Source organism: Metabacillus sp. KUDC1714, assembly GCF_014217835.1.
GTDB lineage: Bacteria > Bacillota > Bacilli > Bacillales > Bacillaceae > Metabacillus > Metabacillus rhizosphaerae.
The window spans coordinates 1,789,806-1,808,842 of record NZ_CP055263.1 but is presented as its reverse complement, the minus strand read 5'-3'; the positions used below and the strand labels follow the sequence as shown (position 1 = coordinate 1,808,842).

Sequence of the window (19,037 nt, the reverse complement as noted above, 5' to 3'; positions counted from 1 at the left end):
AGGGGTTTTTTATTTGCCACGATTATGTAAACTGTTTTCTTATCAGATTTTTCTAAAATATAGTGTTTGAAATCGTTACCATTTTATATAGAAGAAACAGAATAAACTATCTATTAAGAAATGATGATACAATATTAGCAACTTAGAAAATTACTGGGAGGGATTGTCGTGAAACGATTAAATGGCATAACCATTGCACTGGCAGGACAGAGAAAGTCTGAGGAATTAAGTAAGCTAGTTGAGAATTTAGGTGGTGTCGCTTTAGTGCGCCCAGCGCAGGGTACTGTGTTTCTTGATGATTCAAATGTGGAAAAAGAAATCCAAGCATTGGTGGATGGGAACTTTGATTGGCTTATTTTCACGACAGGCTTAGGGACAGACAAACTTTATCAAACGGCTGTGAATATCGGCTTAGGTGAAAAATTTATTGAAGCCTTAAGCAAATCAAAGGTGGCAGCAAGAGGATATAAAACGGTTAATGTATTAAAGAAGCTAGGAATTATACCTGTTGTAAGAGATGATGATGGGAGCACAGCTGGGCTAGTAAGAGAATTAAATGCCCACCGTTTAACGGGCTTACGAGTTGCTCTTCAGCTACATGGTGATCCAGCTCCAGTATTGATTGACTGGCTAGAGGAACAAGGTGCTGAATATAGAGAAATCTTACCGTATAAGCATATTCCGCCTAAACCTGAAGTGATGGAGCAACTAGTTGGTGAAATTTTAAAAGGTGAGGTTGATGCAGTAAACTTCACTAGCACACCACAAGCGCGTTTTTTAATGGCACATGCTAAGGAAAAGGGTGTAGAGAAGGAAGTATTACACGCCTTTGCAACAAATGTTATTGCTGTTTCAGTTGGGAAAGTTACTGCCCAAGCATTGCGAGAAGTTGGCATTACTCGAATGGTTGTACCAGAAGAGGAGCGAATGGGTAGTGCGATCATAGCGCTAGTTCATTATTATCAGGAGTTACAAGCGAACAAACCTGAATAGTACGATTGTGGGGATAGTAATGAGGTTGACTCAGGCAGGGGCTAGGATACTGTTTGAGTGAGCCTCTTTTTTTGATGTTAACAGTTTTTTATATAAAATTATGAAATTCGCAAAAGAGCATTTCCTGAAGTTAAAAGAAGGATATGAAGGTTAATTCCTTTTGTTAGCGCTTAAATTTCACTATAATTAACTTGTACAAGGTATTATACTAAAGCTACATAATTAGGGATGGTGGAGAACATGAATTATCGTCAACTAGGAGATACTGAGTTAAAGGTCAGTGAATTAAGCTTTGGCACATGGGCAATTGGTGGCTCTTGGGGGAAATCTGATGACCAGGAAGCGTTAAAGGGATTAGAGCATGCGATGGATGCAGGGGTCAACTTCTTTGATACTGCAGATGTCTATGGCGATGGCCACAGTGAAGAGTTATTGGCAAAAGCGACAAAGGGAAAGGAAGACAAAATTCACATTGCGACAAAGTTTTGCCGTGCAGGTGATATTTTTGATCCAGAAACCTATTCTGAAAAGTCTATAACTGAGTATTGTGAAGCAAGTTTAAAAAGACTTCAACGTGAAGCGATTGATCTATATCAAATTCACTGTCCACCAATGGAAATCCTTAAAAGTGGCAGTGTCTTTAATGTGCTAGATAAGCTGCAACAACAAGGGAAAATCCGCCACTATGGTGTGAGTGTTGAAACGGTGGAAGAGGGTTTACTTTGTTTGGAGCAAGAGAATGTAAAAGCGCTGCAAGTTATTTTTAATATCTTCCGCCAAAAGGCAGTTACTGAATTACTTCCACAAGCAAAAGAAAAAGGTGTTGGTCTATTAGCACGAGTTCCTTTAGCAAGTGGATTGTTAACGGGTAAATTTACAAAACAAGCAACATTTGAGGCAGATGACCATCGTAGCTTCAATAAAGATGGTGAGCACTTCAATGTAGGTGAAACGTTTGCGGGTGTAGAGTTTTCAAAAGGAGTCGAGTTAAGTGAACAACTTAGCTGGATCGCTGATGGACGTGGAAATATGACAAGAGCAGCATTGCGTTGGATTCTTGACCATGAGGAAATTACCACTGTTATACCTGGATTTAAAACAGTTAAACAAGTTGAAGATAATCTGCAAGCAACTGAGGTTCAATCATTTAGTGAAGCAGAATTAAAACAACTATCAACATTTTATCAACAGGAAATCCATCCGAATATTCGCGGTGTCTACTAAAAAGAATGAGAGTTAAAGCTTTTCTATAGCTTTAACTCTTTTTTTAAACAGTTAGAAAGTATAAAAGTTTGTACCTAGTTTTGGTGTCTAGCTCCAGCGCCTAGCCCCTCTAGGGTCTAGCCAATTTGGAATTGAAGGCAAAGAACGCCTTCTATTCCAAATCGTCTTATTGCCCGAGGCTGGTCAAGGCGCTTGCGCTTTTCTTAGTGAGTCTCCTTCAAATTGAACTTTGTCACTTCTTTTCGATGTAAGACCAATTTATAACATACAATGACAATAATCATAAATATAGCTGTATAGAAATATAGCTGGCCATAACCAAGCTGTGTAGCAACAATGCCTAGGATGTATGAGCCTGCAGCAATTCCTGTATCGAAGAGTGTGAAAAATGTTGCTGTAGCATGCCCGCTTCTATTACGATCAGTTGCTTGAATGGCAAGTGTTTGCAAGGAAGGTACGACGGTTCCATAACCAAGTCCAATGAATGCACCTGATAACAGCAGCATGAACGAAGTTTGAGTCAAACTTAATAGAACCAATCCGATCAGGAATAATCCGAGTGCTGGATAGATAACAATATGGGGACCTTTTGAATCAAATAAACGGCCACTAAAAGGACGAGCAACTAGCATGACAACAGCAAAGACTACGAAGAAAAAGCTAGCCGCATCTAATAAATTGAGCTCTTGTGCATAAATAGATAAAAATGACAGTACACTTGAATAAGCAACTGCAACTAAACTACCGATAAAAGCAATTGGTAATGCCTTTCGATCAATTAGGTCGGAAAACTGTAACTTTTTCTTGCTCTTCGTTTCTTTTGAAGCTGCTTCATTTATTTTACTTGAAGCAGTAAACAGTACTCCTGCTGTAATTAATAAAGCAAATACAAGAAAGAGAATAGTAAATGATGCAACTTGTATTAGAGTTAGTGCAATTAGTGGACCAAAAACAACAGCGAGGTTCGTCGACATCACGAAGTATCCAAGACCTTCTCCACGCCTTTTTATTGGAACGAGATCTGCTGCTATCCCACCGGTTGCTGTCGTAGCAATACTAAACCAAATTCCTTGAAAGAATCGCAGTGCTAGTAATAACGTATAGTTTTCAATCAAAAGGTACATAAACGAGCATATTGTAAAAAGAATAAGACTTATCATTAACATTCTTTTTTTGCCAAAATCCTCTAATAACTTCCCTGAAAATGGTCGAACGATGATGGCGGAAAGAAGGAAGATCGTTACGATAAGACCTGCATCTATCTCAGAACGATGTAGTTCATCGACTACATATATTGGTAAGGAGGTTAATAAGCCGTAAAAGGCAATAAAGATAAAAAAGTTACTCAAGGAAATACTGATAAAGCTTTTGGTCCAAATTGGTTGTTTGCTTTCATTGTTCATTCGAATTTATTCCTCCTCTTCAAGTGATGTTGTACCTAGTTTGTTTAATAAGTGGAAGAAGTAATCCTTTTCTTCGTTTGATAAACTTTTGACCATCCTCTGTTCAAAGGATTTAACTTCATCTTCAACAGCTGGTAAATGTTGAATGGCTTTATCTGTCAGTGATACAAGACGTTCACGTTTATCGCTACCCTGTGTTCGTTTTACCCAACCACTTTCCTCGAGCTTCACCAAGGTTCGCGTAACTGTAGGTGCTTCAACTACTAAATAACGCCAAATATCACTCTGTGTCATTGGTCCATTAATCTTTAGGCAATAAAGAATCGACCACTGGGAACTATATAAATCGTGTTTTTGCAACTGTTCATTTAGTTCTTTTGTCATGAAGCGAGTTTTCCGATAAAGTGTGTGGAATAGCTTGTTTGTGTTTTCCATCTGATGTCACCTCATTTTATTTACTTAGGTAAGTATCGTTTATGTACCTAATGATGGAAGTTCAGCTTTATTTACCTAAGTAAGTGATTAATATTTACCTAGGTAAATATATTGCTTAATAAGCATATCAGAAATTACAAATTTGTAAAGGGAACAGAATGCAGTAGAGCAGAAAAAACCTTGGCTAGAGGGAGCCAAGGTTAGGTAAAACGAGATAAATTAAATCTTTACAGTATCGCTTTTTAAATTCCATGATTTCTTCCAAGAGTAGCTTGCTAGTAGCAAAATAACAAATGCTAGCAAAGCTATGACAGAAAAGGTAATAAATCCAGAAGCGTAAGAGCCTGTCAGTTCTTTTAATGTACCTAAAATGTTTGGTAAGAAGAAGCCGCCAATACCGCCTGCAGCGCCAACGATTCCTGTGATCATCCCAATTTCCTTTTGGAAACGCTGTGGGACTAATTGGAATACTGCACCATTTCCCATACCTAAACACATCATACCGACAAATAATAGAGCAGTAATTGCGAATAACGGAGGTAGTTGACTAACGCCAACCATACAAATGGCAACCCCAATAAAGAGGAAGGATAAAACCTTCACACCGCCAACTCTGTCAGCGATTAAACCACCTACAGGTCGGAAGAAGCTTCCTGCTGCAACGCAAAGGGTAACAAAATCTCCTGCTTGGACATTTGATAATTGATATTCATCAACAAAAAACATACTCAAAAAGCTTGATAGACCGACAAAGCCGCCAAATGTCACACTATAAAGTAAACAGAAAAACCATGTATCTTTATAAGCAAATACTTTGAAATAGTTTGCTAATGGCTGTGGTGCTGGTTGTGTTGGTGCATCCTTCGCTAAAACAACAAATATCACAAATGTTATAAGAAGTGGAATAATGGCAATTCCCATCGTTACATGCCAGCCGAAGTTTTCAGCTAACCGAGGGCCAAATAATGTCGCTAGTAAGGTACCACTGTTTCCTGCACCAGCAATTCCCATTGCTAAGCCTTGGAGGTGTGGAGGATACCATCTGCTTGCCATTGGTAAAGAAACGGCGAAGCTTGCACCAGCAACCCCTAATAAAATCCCAATCATATATAACTCAGGTAGTGTGTTACCAGCTATTAACCCCCAAAGTAAAGGGATCGTGGTAATGCTCATTCCTAAAATAGCTGTTTTCTTAGGTCCAATTCGGTCTGTTAATATCCCTAATACAATTCGGAAGAAGGAACCGGCTAAAATCGGAACTGCAACAATAAGCCCTTTTTGGGATGGTGATAAACCAAAATCTTGAGTGATGAAAACACCGAGGGCGCCAAGAATAACCCAAATCATAAAGCTAACATCAAAATACAAAAAGGAAGAAAAAAGAGTTTTCGGGTGACCGCTTGTTTTTAATTCAGATAATTTCATATGTGTTACTCCTTTCAATAGTTGAACTAGTTATTTGAATTTTCAGTCCTGTTGTTCATGAGGTCATTATAATGTGGGGGAAAATAGTATAAAAGTTATTTGTAAGCAAATATAACATGGAATTATTTTTTGTGAAGAATATATAAAGATGAAAAATAGCTGTGATGAAGTTGCTGAGTAAAAGTGAGATTCTGTGTTAGGAAATGTGACAACAATAATTTGTTGAGAGGAATTTTATGAAATAATGAAACCATTAGATGAGGTCAGACCATTGATGCTGGAGGGTTAAGATGAAGCAAAAATTGGTAGTTATCGGAAATGGAATGGCGGGTGTCCGCTGTGTTGAAGAGATTTTAAAGCATAATTCTCATGATTTCGATATTTCGATCATTGGGAGTGAACCACACCTTAATTATAATCGGATTTTATTGTCCTCTGTCTTACAAGGAGAGGCAACATTTCAAGATATAACGATTAATGATTTCGAATGGTATGAACAGAATCGAATAAACCTTTTTTCTGGTGAAGCAGCTATTAAAATAGATTCACATAAAAAAGAGATCACTACAGATCAAAATCGCTTATTACCGTATGACAAATTAATTATCGCAACTGGATCGTCACCTTTTGTTCTTCCTGTACCAGGAGTTGAGAAAAATGGAGTTGTTACATTTCGAACAATAGAGGATTGTAAAGCAATTATTGGGACGTCTGATAAGGCCAAAAAAGCTGTCGTTATTGGTGGAGGAGTATTAGGGCTAGAGGCAGCTAGAGGTCTTTTGAATCTTGGTTTAGATGTAAAAGTCGTACACAATACAGATTACTTAATGCAACGTCAACTTGATGTTACTGCGTCAAACATGCTAAGAGAAAAATTAGAGCAACAAGGTATTGGATTTCTTTTAGGTAAGGTAACACAAGAAATCGTTGGTGAAAACAAAGTAGAGGGACTCCTATTTACTGATGGATCTTCAATAGAGGCTGATTTGGTTGTGATGGCTGTTGGTGTTATACCAAATATTGAGATGGCAAAAACCAGCGGAATTCATACGGAACGCGGAATTGTTGTCAATGACTTTATGGAAACCAGTATTTCAGATATTTATGCAGTTGGAGAGTGTGTCCAACATAATGGAATAGTCTATGGATTAGTCAAACCACTATATGAACAAGGCCAAGTACTGGCAAAGCATATATGCGGTCTAGCTGAACAAGGTTATAAGGGCTCAATCTTATCAACTAGCTTAAAGGTTCCTGGTATTGACCTCTTTTCCGTAGGAGAATTTGATGAGGATGATACGACTAAGACGTTAAAGATGCTAAATGAAATGGATGAAGTATATAAAAAAATCGTCGTCCGTGGAGATATAATTGTTGGCGCTGTGTTATTTGGAGATACAAACGATCAATCAAAACTATTAGATTTAATTGTGAAAAGAAAGCATGTTAGTGATGAAGAAAAACGAAAGATCCTCGATTCATCGAATAAGGATGCATCTTCAATAAAATCAATGAAAGCAAGTGAGATCATTTGTAATTGTAATGGTGTATCTAAAGGAACAATTATCGAGGCTGTTCAGCAGAAAGGATTAACATCAGTTGAACAAGTGAAACAGTGTACAAAGGCGTCTGGCTCATGTGGTGGTTGCAAATCACTTGTCTCAGATTTGCTTGCTTATATTCATAGTGATGAGTGTGAGGAAACCTTTCAGCAAAAGTCACTATGTGCTTGTACATCGTTAACAGAGGATGAGGTTGTATTGCAAATTCAACAACGAAATCTATCTTCATTACAAGATGTGTTTGCTGAGCTTGGTTGGAAAACGAAGAGTGGCTGTTCAAGTTGTGCTCCAGCTATTAGTTATTATTTAGCGATGATATACCCAGATACTGATGTTCTGAATGAAACATTCTCTGTTAATGAGAATATTGGGGCCTATCTAGAAAAGGATGGCACGTATTCTGTCGTTCCGCAAATGTATGGAGGGATGACAAACGCAGCAGAGTTTCGCAGGCTTGCTAGTATTATCGAAAAATATAAGATAACTAATGTTGGTATAACAGCTGAACAAAGAATTCAACTAAAAGGTATTGAAAAGGAACATATTCAAGCAGTTTGTTCAGAACTAAATATGCAATTAAGTCCAGTGCGTACTAATACGATTCGTCATGTAAATACTTGTTTTGGTGAACAAATATGTCAGTGTGAAAACAAACACGCCTTACAATTAGCGATAGAATTGGAAAAGGAAATGGAGTATTTATTAACACCTCATAGAGTCGTATTGGGTATATCAGCCTGTAAGCATAGAGAAATAGATATGATAACAAAGGATATTAGTATAATTGGAGTCAACAGTGGATGGGAAATCTACGTGGGTGGAAGTAGCAATCCTAGCTTTAAGCAAGGCGAATTATTTACTGTAACCAGCAATAGTCAGGAAGCAAAACAGTTAATATGTGGATTTGTCCAATATTACAGAGAAACTGCGAACTACCTTGAGCAAATCGGTGAATGGAGCGAAAGAGTAGGCTTGATTCATATAAGGGAAGTACTATTCGAAGATTCATTACGCGACCAGTTAATTGAACGCCTTGAGGCAGAAGTGCTCCCATTTGTAGGGAAGTCTGTTTAAATAGATCAAAATCATAAATTATTAGAATAAAGGATGATGTGCCTTGACCGAGTTATTATTAAAATATTTCCGGACAAAGCAACAAGAAGTACAATCAGAAAAAGTATATGAAACGCAATGTCCGTTTTGTAGTATGCAATGTAAGATGCAATTAATTGAACAATCAATAGTCTCAAGAAAAAAGTATACAACGGTAGGAAAAGACAACCCTACATCTGAAGGTCGATTGTGTATTAAAGGAATGAATGCCCATCAACATCCTTTTCATCAAGATCGCATTACTACTCCTTTATTAAAAGTGAATGGGGAATTTGTTCGAATTTCATGGCAGGAAGCATTAACCCATATTAAAGAGCAATTTACTGAAATCCAAGCGGTCGATGGACTAGATGCATTATCTGTGTATGGCAGTGCCTCTATTACAAATGAAGAAGCATACTTGCTCGGTAAATTCGCCAGAGTCGCATTAAAAACGCGTTATATTGATTACAATGGTCGATTGTGTATGTCTGCAGCAGCAACTGCTGCAAATCAAACCTTTGGTCTCGACCGCGGATTAACAAATGCGTTAACAGAAGTGCCGTTCACACGAGTGATTATTTTAGCTGGAACAAATATTGCCGAATGTCAGCCAACAATTATGCCTTATTTTGAAAAGGCTAAAGAAAATGGTGCCTATATTATTGCGATTGACCCACGTGAAACGGGAACAACGCAAATTGCTGATTTGCACCTAAAGGTGAAACCAGGTATGGATGCTGCCTTGGCTAATGGGTTATTGAAGGTTATTATTGAAGAAAATTTGCTTGATGAGCAATTTATCGAGGAAAGAGCGACAGGATTTGAGGAAGTAAGGGAATATGTAACGTCTTTATCCTTAGACGAACTCTCAGAAATGACTGGCGTTCCGAGTGAACAAATCAGGGTAGCGGCGATTAAATTTGCTAGTGAAGAATCTGGCATGCTTTTTACAGCAAGAGGGGTAGAACAGCAAATTGATGGAACTGCAGCTGTGAGGAATTTACTGAATATTTTGATCTCAACGGGAAAAATAGGCAAACCATACTCTGGCTATGGCGCAATTACAGGGCAAGGAAATGGACAAGGGGCACGCGAGCATGGACAAAAAGCAGACCAATTACCAGGCTATCGATTAATAGAAAATGAAGAACACCGAGCATATATTTCGAGTATTTGGGGTGTTGATAAGGAAGAGCTACCTAGAAAAGGTGTTTCAGCCTTTGAGATGTTTAAAAAGATTGATGACGGCGAAATAACAGGGATGTTTCTTATGTGCTCAAATCCAGTCGTGTCCAACCCAAATGCACATTTTGTAAAAGCTGCTTTAAAAAAGTTAAAGTTTTTAGTTGCTGTTGATATGTTTATTTCTGAGACAGCCAAGCTGGCTGATCTTATCTTACCAGCATCTTCCTACTTAGAAGATGAAGGAACAATGACTAATTTAGAAGGAAGAGTCACCCTCAGAGAAGCGAGCCGTCCATGTCCTGGGGAAGTAAAACATGACTGGGAAATTATTTGCGAGATTGCTAAAGTTCTTGGCAAAGAGGAGTATTTTCCATATAAAAATGCAGAGGATATTTTTAATGAATTAAGATTAGCTAGTAGAGGTGGGACTGCTGATTATTACGGGATAACCTATGAACGTATAAGAAAAGAAAAAGGCATTCTCTGGCCTTGTCCTGAGTTAGATCATCAAGGTACTACACGGCTCTTTGAAGAATCATTTGCCCATCCAGATGGGAAAGCAAAGATGATCGCTGTACCAAATATACCAGACGTGCCTAAGGAAAAACCGAGTGAAGAATTCCCGTTGTATTTAACAACAGGAAGAGTGATGTCACATTATTTAACAGGAGTACAAACAAGGAAAAGTGCTGCACTTGCAGCAAGGAACTTTGAATCCTATCTTGAAATCCACCCAGAGACGGCGAAAAAGTATAACATCGACAATAATCGCTTAGTATCTGTTGCCTCAAAACGAGGAAAGATTGTAGTAAGAAGTAAATGGTCAGATAAAATAAGGCAAGATACTGTGTTTGTTCCATTTCATTGGGCAGATAGTCAAAATGTAAACCTGTTAGTTGGTGAAGAATTAGACCCATCATGTAAAATGCCAGGTTTTAAAGTAAGTGCTGTAAATGTAACACCAGTTTAGAATACAAAGAGTAAGAGTAAGAGGTGCAAAAATGCACCTCTTATTTTCGTTCTTAAGTATTAAAGAAGATAGGTACGGGATACATGCCTGTTTATTAGATCTGATAGGTCTCGTGTTAATGCGGGATTTTGTCGTTATTAGTCGAATGGTCGATATCTTGATGAATTCGGTTGAGATATCACTGATTTCGGACAATAAAGTAACAAAAGTGGTCGATAAAACAAGCGAGCCCGACAATATAACGTGAAATGTTGACAATAAGCCATATTTCATTTAGTAAGAAGGAAAACTCGAAGGCGCGATCTCAAAGGGATGATTATGTCACAAAATAAAACAATGTCAGAAAACCTAACATGTATGTAAAATCTTTTATTTCACCGTGATATAGTAGAGGAAACTTTCCAAGGGGAGGAAAATCAGGTGGAAAAAAAGAAATTAGTTCTAATAGGGAATGGAATGGCCGGTGTAAGAGCTATCGAAGAAATTTTAAAGGTTTCAAAGGATTTATTCGATATAACAATCTTTGGGAGTGAACCACATCCTAACTATAATAGAATCCTATTATCAAAGGTGTTACAGGGTGATACCAAGGTAAAAGATATTACACTAAATGACTGGGAATGGTATGAAGAAAATAATATTACCCTCTATACAGGTGAAACAGTAACGAAAATTAATCCAGAGATGATGGCAGTCGTATCAGATAAAGGTAGAGTTGTACCATATGATGAGTTGATTATCGCAACTGGATCTGTACCATTTATCCTTCCATTACCTGGTGCTGATAAGCAGGGTGTAACAGCATTCCGTGATATTAAAGATACCGACATTATGCTGGAGGCATCTAAAAATTATAAAAAAGCAGCAGTTATAGGCGGAGGCTTACTTGGATTAGAAGCAGCACGTGGCTTATTAAACTTAGGGATGGATGTCTCTGTTATCCATATCGCTCCAACATTAATGGAACGCCAGCTAGATGAAACAGCTGGACGCCTTTTACAAAAAGAACTTGAAAAACAAGGAATGAAATTTTTATTAGAAGCGCAAACACAAGAAATTTACGGGACAGACAGAGTAGAAGGATTGAAATTTAAAGATGGAACACAGCTTGAAGCAGACTTAGTTGTTATGGCGGTTGGGATTAAGCCTAATATCGAGTTAGCTAAAGAAAGTGGGATAGCTGTTAATAGAGGAATCATCGTAAATGACTTTTTACAAACAGATCTTCCACATGTTTATTCTGTTGGTGAATGTGCAGAGCATAATGGAATTCCATATGGTCTAGTTGCTCCTTTATATGAGCAAGCAAAAGTGCTGGCTAGTCACATTTGTGGTCAAGAAGCAGCACCATATCAGGGGTCTGTATTATCCACTCAATTAAAAGTTTCTGGTGTTGAAGTATTTTCAGCAGGTGACTTTATGGATGGAGAAGACAAAAAGTCTCTAAAAGTATTCGATGAACAAGATGGAATTTATAAAAAGATCGTATTAAAAGGAAATAAAATTGTCGGAGCCGTATTATTCGGGGATAGCAAAGAAGGAAATCGCCTGTTTTCAATGATTAAAAAAGAGGCTGACATTTCAGATACAGAAAAGATCACAATTTTGCAGCCGATAGGAGAGGAAGCTGGAGCTAGCTTAGTTGCTACAATGAGTGCTGATGAAATCATCTGTGGGTGTAACGGGGTTTCAAAGGGTGCAATCGTTCAAGCGATTCAGGAAAAAGGCTGTACTTCTGTTGACGCAATTAAAGCATGTACTAGTGCTTCTCGATCTTGTGGTGGATGTAAACCATTAGTTGCAGATGTCTTACAGCTTACCCTTGGCTCTGAATTCGATGCTTCCTCACAAAAAGAAGCAATTTGTGGCTGTACAACATTATCTCGAGAAGAAATTGTCGATGGCATTAAAGAAAAAGGCCTAACACATATAAGAGAAGTCATGAATGTTCTCGGATGGGAATCTGAAGAAGGCTGTTCAAAATGTCGTCCAGCAGTTAACTATTATTTAGGAATGGTAAATCCAACAAAATATGAAGATGAAAGAGAATCACGTTTTGTTAATGAGCGTATGCATGCGAATATTCAAAAAGATGGAACATACTCAGTTGTCCCAAGAATGTACGGTGGTGTTACAAATGCAAATGAATTACGTCGTATTGCAGATGTTGTTGAAAAATATGAAATTCCATTAGTAAAAGTAACCGGTGGACAACGTATTGACCTGTTTGGTGTTAAAAAAGATGATCTACCAAAGGTATGGCAGGATTTAGATATGAATTCAGGCTATGCATATGGAAAATCACTGCGTACAGTGAAAACATGTGTTGGTGAAACATTCTGTCGCTTTGGCACACAGGATTCAATGGGCTTAGGAATTGACCTTGAAAAGAAATTTGAAGGATTACAAACTCCTCACAAAGTAAAAATGGCTGTATCTGCTTGTCCTAGAAGCTGTGCAGAATCAGGCTTTAAAGATATTGGATTCATTGGTATTGATGGTGGATGGGAAATCTACGTTGGTGGTAATGGTGGTACACACGTACGTGGAGGAGACTTATTATACAAAGTAAAAACAGATCAAGAAGCAATGGAAATTACCGGTGCTTATTTACAATATTATCGTGAAACAGCAAACTATTTAGAACGTACTTCAGCATGGATCGAACGTGTTGGCTTAGCTCATGTCCAATCCGTACTAGATGATAAGAACAAGCGTACAGAGTTAAATGCTCGTATGGATGAGGCGTTATCTGTTTATAAAGATCCTTGGAAAGAGATTATTGAGAGCAAGAAAACAACGAAGGAACTATTTGAAACAGTAGGCATTTCTTAATCTTGTGAACTGTTAGAAAAGAAGCGTTCTTTTATCAAGGTATACACATAAAAAACAGAATATTTCGTCAAGGAGGAAGATGGGCATGAAGGAAATGACAAAAACAAAGGTGTACGTTGGTCCCCTTTTAGAATTACCAGAACGAGTTGGAAAAACTGTTCAATTAGAAAAGGATAAGGAAGTTGCTGTTTTTAAACTTTCTAATGGAACAGTCAAAGCTGTGGAAAATAAATGTCCTCATAAAGGCGGAGTCTTGAGTGAAGGAATTGTTAGTGGAGAGCATGTATTTTGTCCGATGCATGACTGGAAGATCTGCCTAGAAGACGGTAAGGTTCAAGCACCAGACTTTGGCTGTGTCAAAAAATATGAAACGCTAATCGAAGAGGGAGATGTGTTCCTCTTAATTTAACCAAATAGGGGAGAAAACAAAAGTAAAGTAGCTAAAGGGTTCTTATGCCATTTAAGAGAGTGTCCTCCCTTACTTTGAGTACAACAAAGTGCGTGAATAATTAAACAAAATGTTAAGGGAGGAATTTAGAAAATGCAGATGGGTAAGGTGTATTTAGTTGGAGCTGGTCCTGGAGATAGTGAATTAATAACCGTAAAAGGGATGGAAGCAATTAAGAAGGCCGAGGTTATCCTTTACGATCGCTTAGTTAACCCAAGACTACTTGATTATGCAAAAGCAGACTGTGAATTGATCTATTGTGGGAAGCTTCCTAACCGACATTTTATGAAGCAGGAGGAGATAAATCGGACATTGCTTGAAAAGGCATTGGCTGGTTTTACAGTTGTAAGGTTAAAAGGTGGAGATCCTAGCGTCTTTGGAAGAGTTGGTGAGGAAGCTGAAGTTTTAGCCGAGCAGAATGTAGCCTATGAAATTGTACCCGGGATAACCTCGGGTATTGCAGCTCCTCTTTATGCAGGAATTCCTGTTACACATCGCGATTACGCTGGCTCCTTTGCAATGGTGACAGCACATGATAAATCAAAAAATGGTAAACCTGATATTGATTGGGAAGGGCTTGCTAGAGGTGTCCAAACGATTGCGTTTTATATGGGGGTTTCAAATTTAGAGCATATATGTGAAAATTTAATTTTCCACGGGAAAGCACCAGATACCCCTGTTATCGTGATTCGCTGGGGCACTTGGAGTAGACAGGAAAGTGTAGTCGGTACACTTTCTTCGATTGTTGAAAAGGTCCGGGAAGGAAATATTGAAAACCCGGCTATTACTTTAGTTGGTGATATTGTTGCAACTCGGGAAAAAATAAAATGGTTTGAGAAAAAACCGTTATTTGGCCAACAACTTCTCTATGTTCGTGGATGTGCTGAAGAAGAGAGTTTCGCACATGAGTATTTGAATCAAGGAGCAGACGTAATTGAATTCCCTAAGTGGGAAGTAAATAAAGGCTCTTTAGATGTTAAGGTTAGAAAAAAATTACCAGCTTATAAAAGAATGCTTTTTATGTCAACAGAAGCGGCAACGAATTTTTTTAAGCTCTTAAAAAGCTACAAAATAGATATTCGACAATTACAAGCAAGACTTTTTTGTAAGCAATCAACAACAATTAAGCTCCTAGAAGATAAAGGATTCCTTTCAGGATTAGCAGATGAGTTAGATAGTGAAGGAAGCTTATTAATAATTGGATCAAATGATCACAGTGAAAAGAATTGGAAGCTTGATTACAAATATGGGGAACATGATTATGCTGGTGTTTATCAAGCATCAATTGATAAAAGGTACGAATCGATTATTAGGAGGTCAATTGAAGATGCTTCAATCTCAGCAATTCTCTTTTCCACTAGTGATTCAGTTCACACTTTTATGAAGCAAGCTGCTCATTATGGCGTAGCACTTCAGTCATTTGCACAAACTACTGACATCATCTGCTTAAATAAACAAGCGTGGTTGACTGCTACTAATTATGGTCTTAACCCAAGGATGCAGGATGAAAATAATAAATTATATGTAGAAGACTTTTCACAGAATAGCAAAAATTTAATTGTTTCATCAAAAACGTACTAAAAAGGCTGAATCAATAAGATGCTCAGGCTTCAAAAGAGCAGGTCTTATTGATTCAGCTTTTATTTTTTTAAAACTATGTTTTATGCTTGATGAAGTAAGGGTAATTGTATAAATTTGCAAAAAAATCCATATCCTTCCCTTGTATAATTACAATAAGGTTGTGGGATAATCTATTTCTGTAGGAAGGAAAGAAATCGGACTTGGATTTATAAGCAAAAAATGATTTTAAAATAAATGAAATAGTATGTTTTTGTTGACTCCGATTTTCCTTCGTCATATCATCAATATTCTATTTCTTCATAATCCTTTGGTTGAGGAACTGGTTGTTCTGGAAGTGTTATGTTGTATTCTGAAAGGGCTTCAGATTTCCTTTTGTATATTTTTCCGCTATAGGGGTTTTTGACATTTTGATTGTGGTTTGTTTTGTTCAAATTGATCATCTCCTTTTTGTAATGTTAGTTTTTAGTCTATCCAATATGGGTATTAACATGAAGAAATAAAAGCTTATTTTACCTGTTAAAAATTCACACATCAGTCACTTTATAACCTATTATTAGCACCTGGTAATAAAGTGTCATTGCTATTTGTTATTTAGCTTGGTACGATTAACCATGTTGCTGTTAATAGGATAAGGCTTTTTTCTTAGAGATTGTTGTTTTTAAACTCAAATCAACCACACGAACTACTTGGTAAATAGCAACAAAGTTTATGAAAAAAGCCTAAGATAAAGACCGGGAAAGATTATTAATAATAACTTTCTAATCCAGATGTGGTCGATTTTTGACACTAACATTAAGAATATAGTTGATTATGGAAGGAGTAATGTTATGAAAGAACTTCATTCATTTGCATGGTATGCCGCGCGTATATCTCCCAAATTACCGAAAAAGGCATTTAAGCCTGTTCCTGGACGCCTCTGGGGAGGATTAGCCTATCTGCTAATTGTCATAGCAGGGTTTTTAACAATTGGTTTATTTTCTTTAAATCCGTTTATTTACTTAGCTATTGCAATAGTACTTGGTACTAGTTTTGCAGCAATGGGATTTCTTGGGCATGAAATTTTACATGGTACGGTTGTTAGAAAACCGTGGCTACGAGATTTATTAGGTGCTATTGCGTTTTGGCCATTAAGCACTGGACCAAGACTCTGGAGAAAGTGGCATAACTTAACACATCACGTGCATACACAGAAAGAGGACCATGATCCTGATTCATGGCCAACACTAGAAAGGCTTTCTAAAACGAAAATTTTAAGTTGGATCTATCGCTTACCACAGGGATTTCGAGCATTTGTAAGCTTTTGTTCATTAACTGTGATGTTTTCATTACATTCAGCTAAAATGTTTACTGCTTATATAAAAGAATTTAATCCGAAGCATCAGCCTTCAGTGTGGATGCAATTCATCTTACCATGGGTATTTTGGATCTCCCTGTTGTTCATTATGGGACCATATAAATGGTTTTTTGCTTTCTTATTACCTTTATTTATTGCGAATGCAATTGTTATGGGGTATATCTCAACAAACCACCGTTTGAACCCAATTACTGAGGTGAATGATCCGTTAGCAAATAGCTTAACGGTAACTGTCCCAAAATGGGTTGATGTCTTACACTTTAATTTTTCATATCATACAGAGCATCATCTTTTTCCAGGGATGAGCTCAAAGTATTACCCATTAGTAAAGGAACATATTAAAAGTATGTGGCCTGAGCGCTATCATGAAATGCCTATAGGAAAAGCGTTAGTAGCACTCTGGAAAACACCGCGTATTTATTATGAAGGAAATAAACTAATAGATCCTAGACAAGGACATGTATATGAAACGTTAGGTCATGGACTAGATATTTCAAATATAACGTTTAACAAGCTTGATAAGGAAGATACATTAGTTAGAATCATTAAGAAATCAAAGGCGAAAATTGGTAAAGTTGTTAAAGAGGAATAAGAAAAGCGCACGCGCCTTTATCAGCCTCGGGCAATAAAACGCAAATGAATAGAAGGCGTTCTTTGTCTTCGATTCATTTGTGGCTTAGGCCCAAGATGGGCTAGGCGCTGGAGCTAGACACCAAAACTAAGTACAAAATTTTAAACTTTCTTAACTGTTAAAAAGGGGTCAGACATATGTCTGACCCTTAATTAATGCAAATCTACCTTTTTCAATGGTTTTTTAGCTGGTCCTTCAAGAACATCACCAGAAACTGAAAATCTAGAGCCATGACATGGGCAATCCCAAGAGCGGTCACCGCTATTCCACTCTACTTCACAGCCCATATGAGTACAGGTTGTGTCAACGAGGTTTATATTCCCCTCTTTATCCTTATAACAGCCAGCGCGTTTTCCGTTTACAACTACAACTGAACCTTCATCATTTGCAATATCTTCAATTCGCTTATCCGCAATATCGATTTTCCCCTCAATTAAATGTCCTGCTACATCTAAGTTTTGCATGAGGAACTTTTTGATGCTTGGATCTGCATAAAAACGTGATGGACTATATAATTCCTGATATGAGTTTTCTTTTTCTAAGACAAAGTCACTAAGCAATTTTGCTGCCGCTGTTCCATTTGACATCCCCCACTTACGATAACCTGTTGCGACGAGAATATTTGGCTTTTTTGAAGTGATAGGTCCAACATAAGGGACTTTGTCTAGGGTATAGAGATCTTGTGCAGACCAACGGTATTTGATTTCTTCAATTCCCAACACTCCCTCACCGAATTCTTCAAGTGCTTTATAGTGCTTATGGGTAGACGTACCTTGACCTGTTTTATGGCCATCCCCGCTTATTAAAACTAACTTTTCTCCATTCATCATCGGTGTGTAACGTAAAGATCGCGTAGGAGAATCAGCACTGTAGAACATACCACCAGGAAACTCCTGTTTTGTTTTGACTCCTAAAATATAAGATCGCTCTGCATGCAGTCTTGTAAAGTAAAAACCTTTGCCGTCAAAGAACGGAAAGTGAGAGCATGCAATTGCATACTTACAAGCAACTCGACGACCCTCGCGTGTAATAATCATTGGTTTTGGTGTTGTTTCATCAATATCAATTGCTGTTGTTTGTTCGTAAATTTCTCCGCCAGCATTTGTTATTTCATTCACAAGTGCTTTTAAATAACTTAAGGGGTGGAATTGAGCTTGGCTTTTCATAATGACTGCACCTTTGACATCTATTGGTAAAGGAATATCTTCAGAGAAATCACTATGTATTCCTAGCTTTTGATAAGCTTCGTATTCCTTCATAATTTTTTGCGCATAGTCATCACTTATCGCATACATATAGGCATCCTCTTCTGATAAATCACATTCTATTGCTAGGTCTTTAACAGTTTGTCGAACGAAGTTAAGTGCATCATTATTTGCTTCATAATATTGTTTTGTTTTTTCTTCACCGATATGTTGAATGAATTCATCATAGATCAAACCATGCTGTGCTGTTATTTTCGCAGTAGTGTGTCCGGTCGTACCGTTTAGAATTTGGCTTGCTTCTAGGATGGCAACCTTCATCCCTTGCTTTGTTAACAAATAAGCAGTAGTTATCCCCGTAATCCCACCTCCAACAATTGCAACATCAACTTCCGTATCAATGGAAAGCGGTGAGAATGTAGGTAACTGTGTTGATTCCTTCCAGTATGGTTCTGGTTCATAAGGCATTTTTCCTTGTGGAAATTCTTCGGTCATTTGAAATCCTCCTTAATAACAATCATTTTCCATACAGATAATTTTTACCAAAGTCATTGAAATCATGTACCACGTATACAAAACGGTAAAGCTTAAGCTAAGCATGTTTAAGATGAAGGGGGAATATGAGTAGCGCTACTGTGGTGAAAAATGCTGACTGAATATAGCTGAATAGCGGGTTCTATCCCTTTTTTTAAGC

13 protein-coding genes are annotated in these 19,037 nt (G+C 37.6%); 8 read left to right on the top strand and 5 right to left on the bottom strand.

Going from position 1 to position 19,037, the window contains the following annotated elements:
• Positions 1-168: 168 nt before the first annotated feature.
• Positions 169-993, top strand: a complete 825-nt coding sequence (locus tag HUW50_RS08575; protein ID WP_066338284.1) for a uroporphyrinogen-III synthase — start codon at positions 169-171, stop codon at positions 991-993.
• 240 nt (positions 994-1,233) lie between these two features.
• Positions 1,234-2,217, top strand: coding sequence for an aldo/keto reductase (locus HUW50_RS08570; protein WP_066338282.1), 984 nt, complete (start codon positions 1,234-1,236; stop codon positions 2,215-2,217).
• Between the two features lie 203 nt (positions 2,218-2,420).
• On the opposite strand, the gene HUW50_RS08565 is transcribed toward HUW50_RS08570, so the two are convergent.
• From HUW50_RS08565 to HUW50_RS08555, 3 genes are all read right to left on the bottom strand, one after another.
• Positions 2,421-3,620, bottom strand: a complete 1,200-nt coding sequence (locus tag HUW50_RS08565) for an MFS transporter (protein ID WP_066338280.1) — start codon at positions 3,618-3,620, stop codon at positions 2,421-2,423.
• A 6-nt stretch (positions 3,621-3,626) separates the two neighbouring features.
• Positions 3,627-4,055, bottom strand: a complete 429-nt coding sequence (locus tag HUW50_RS08560; protein WP_066338277.1) for a MarR family winged helix-turn-helix transcriptional regulator — start codon at positions 4,053-4,055, stop codon at positions 3,627-3,629.
• Positions 4,056-4,274: 219 nt separating this feature from the next.
• Positions 4,275-5,480, bottom strand: coding sequence for a nitrate/nitrite transporter (locus HUW50_RS08555; RefSeq protein ID WP_066338274.1), 1,206 nt, complete (start codon positions 5,478-5,480; stop codon positions 4,275-4,277).
• A gap of 290 nt (positions 5,481-5,770) precedes the next feature.
• Here HUW50_RS08555 and nirB (HUW50_RS08550) point away from each other — a divergent pair, with 290 nt between their 5' ends.
• From nirB (HUW50_RS08550) to cobA, 5 genes are all read left to right on the top strand, one after another.
• A complete protein-coding gene (gene nirB, locus HUW50_RS08550) occupies positions 5,771-8,116 on the top strand; it encodes a nitrite reductase large subunit NirB (protein ID WP_066338272.1) in 2,346 nt (781 codons plus the stop codon).
• A 43-nt stretch (positions 8,117-8,159) separates the two neighbouring features.
• A complete protein-coding gene (gene nasC / locus HUW50_RS08545) occupies positions 8,160-10,292 on the top strand; it encodes an assimilatory nitrate reductase catalytic subunit NasC (RefSeq protein ID WP_066338269.1) in 2,133 nt (710 codons plus the stop codon).
• Between the two features lie 420 nt (positions 10,293-10,712).
• Positions 10,713-13,127 (top strand): nitrite reductase large subunit NirB, encoded by a 2,415-nt coding sequence (gene nirB / locus HUW50_RS08540; RefSeq protein WP_185653838.1) that lies wholly within the window; start codon positions 10,713-10,715, stop codon positions 13,125-13,127.
• 85 nt (positions 13,128-13,212) lie between these two features.
• Entirely contained in the window at positions 13,213-13,536 is a 324-nt protein-coding gene (gene nirD / locus HUW50_RS08535; RefSeq protein ID WP_066338261.1) for a nitrite reductase small subunit NirD, read from the top strand.
• A 132-nt stretch (positions 13,537-13,668) separates the two neighbouring features.
• A complete protein-coding gene (gene cobA, locus HUW50_RS08530) occupies positions 13,669-15,156 on the top strand; it encodes a uroporphyrinogen-III C-methyltransferase (protein ID WP_185653837.1) in 1,488 nt (495 codons plus the stop codon).
• A 281-nt stretch (positions 15,157-15,437) separates the two neighbouring features.
• Here cobA and HUW50_RS08525 read toward each other — a convergent pair whose 3' ends face one another.
• Complete coding sequence (locus tag HUW50_RS08525; protein ID WP_157094494.1) at positions 15,438-15,587, bottom strand: hypothetical protein; 150 nt, start codon at positions 15,585-15,587, stop codon at positions 15,438-15,440.
• A 396-nt stretch (positions 15,588-15,983) separates the two neighbouring features.
• On the opposite strand from HUW50_RS08525, the gene HUW50_RS08520 reads away from it, so the two are divergent.
• The gene (locus HUW50_RS08520) at positions 15,984-17,102 is read left to right on the top strand and encodes a Delta(10) desaturase DesB (RefSeq protein WP_066338258.1); all 1,119 of its coding nucleotides are present in this window, start codon (positions 15,984-15,986) and stop codon (positions 17,100-17,102) included.
• A 191-nt stretch (positions 17,103-17,293) separates the two neighbouring features.
• Here the strand turns inward: HUW50_RS08520 and HUW50_RS08515 are convergent, their stop codons facing one another.
• Positions 17,294-18,838, bottom strand: coding sequence for an FAD-dependent oxidoreductase (locus tag HUW50_RS08515; protein ID WP_066338257.1), 1,545 nt, complete (start codon positions 18,836-18,838; stop codon positions 17,294-17,296).
• Positions 18,839-19,037 lie beyond the last annotated feature (199 nt).

Coding starts and splice junctions, on each gene's coding strand:
- HUW50_RS08555 (WP_066338274.1), bottom strand. CDS start 5,480: ATGAAATTATCTGAATTAAAAACAAGCGGTCACCCGAAAACTCTTTTT.
- cobA (WP_185653837.1), top strand. CDS start 13,669: ATGCAGATGGGTAAGGTGTATTTAGTTGGAGCTGGTCCTGGAGATAGT.
- nirB (WP_066338272.1), top strand. CDS start 5,771: ATGAAGCAAAAATTGGTAGTTATCGGAAATGGAATGGCGGGTGTCCGC.
- HUW50_RS08560 (WP_066338277.1), bottom strand. CDS start 4,055: ATGGAAAACACAAACAAGCTATTCCACACACTTTATCGGAAAACTCGC.
- HUW50_RS08565 (WP_066338280.1), bottom strand. CDS start 3,620: ATGAACAATGAAAGCAAACAACCAATTTGGACCAAAAGCTTTATCAGT.
- HUW50_RS08520 (WP_066338258.1), top strand. CDS start 15,984: ATGAAAGAACTTCATTCATTTGCATGGTATGCCGCGCGTATATCTCCC.
- HUW50_RS08570 (WP_066338282.1), top strand. CDS start 1,234: ATGAATTATCGTCAACTAGGAGATACTGAGTTAAAGGTCAGTGAATTA.
- nirD (WP_066338261.1), top strand. CDS start 13,213: ATGAAGGAAATGACAAAAACAAAGGTGTACGTTGGTCCCCTTTTAGAA.
- HUW50_RS08515 (WP_066338257.1), bottom strand. CDS start 18,838: ATGACCGAAGAATTTCCACAAGGAAAAATGCCTTATGAACCAGAACCA.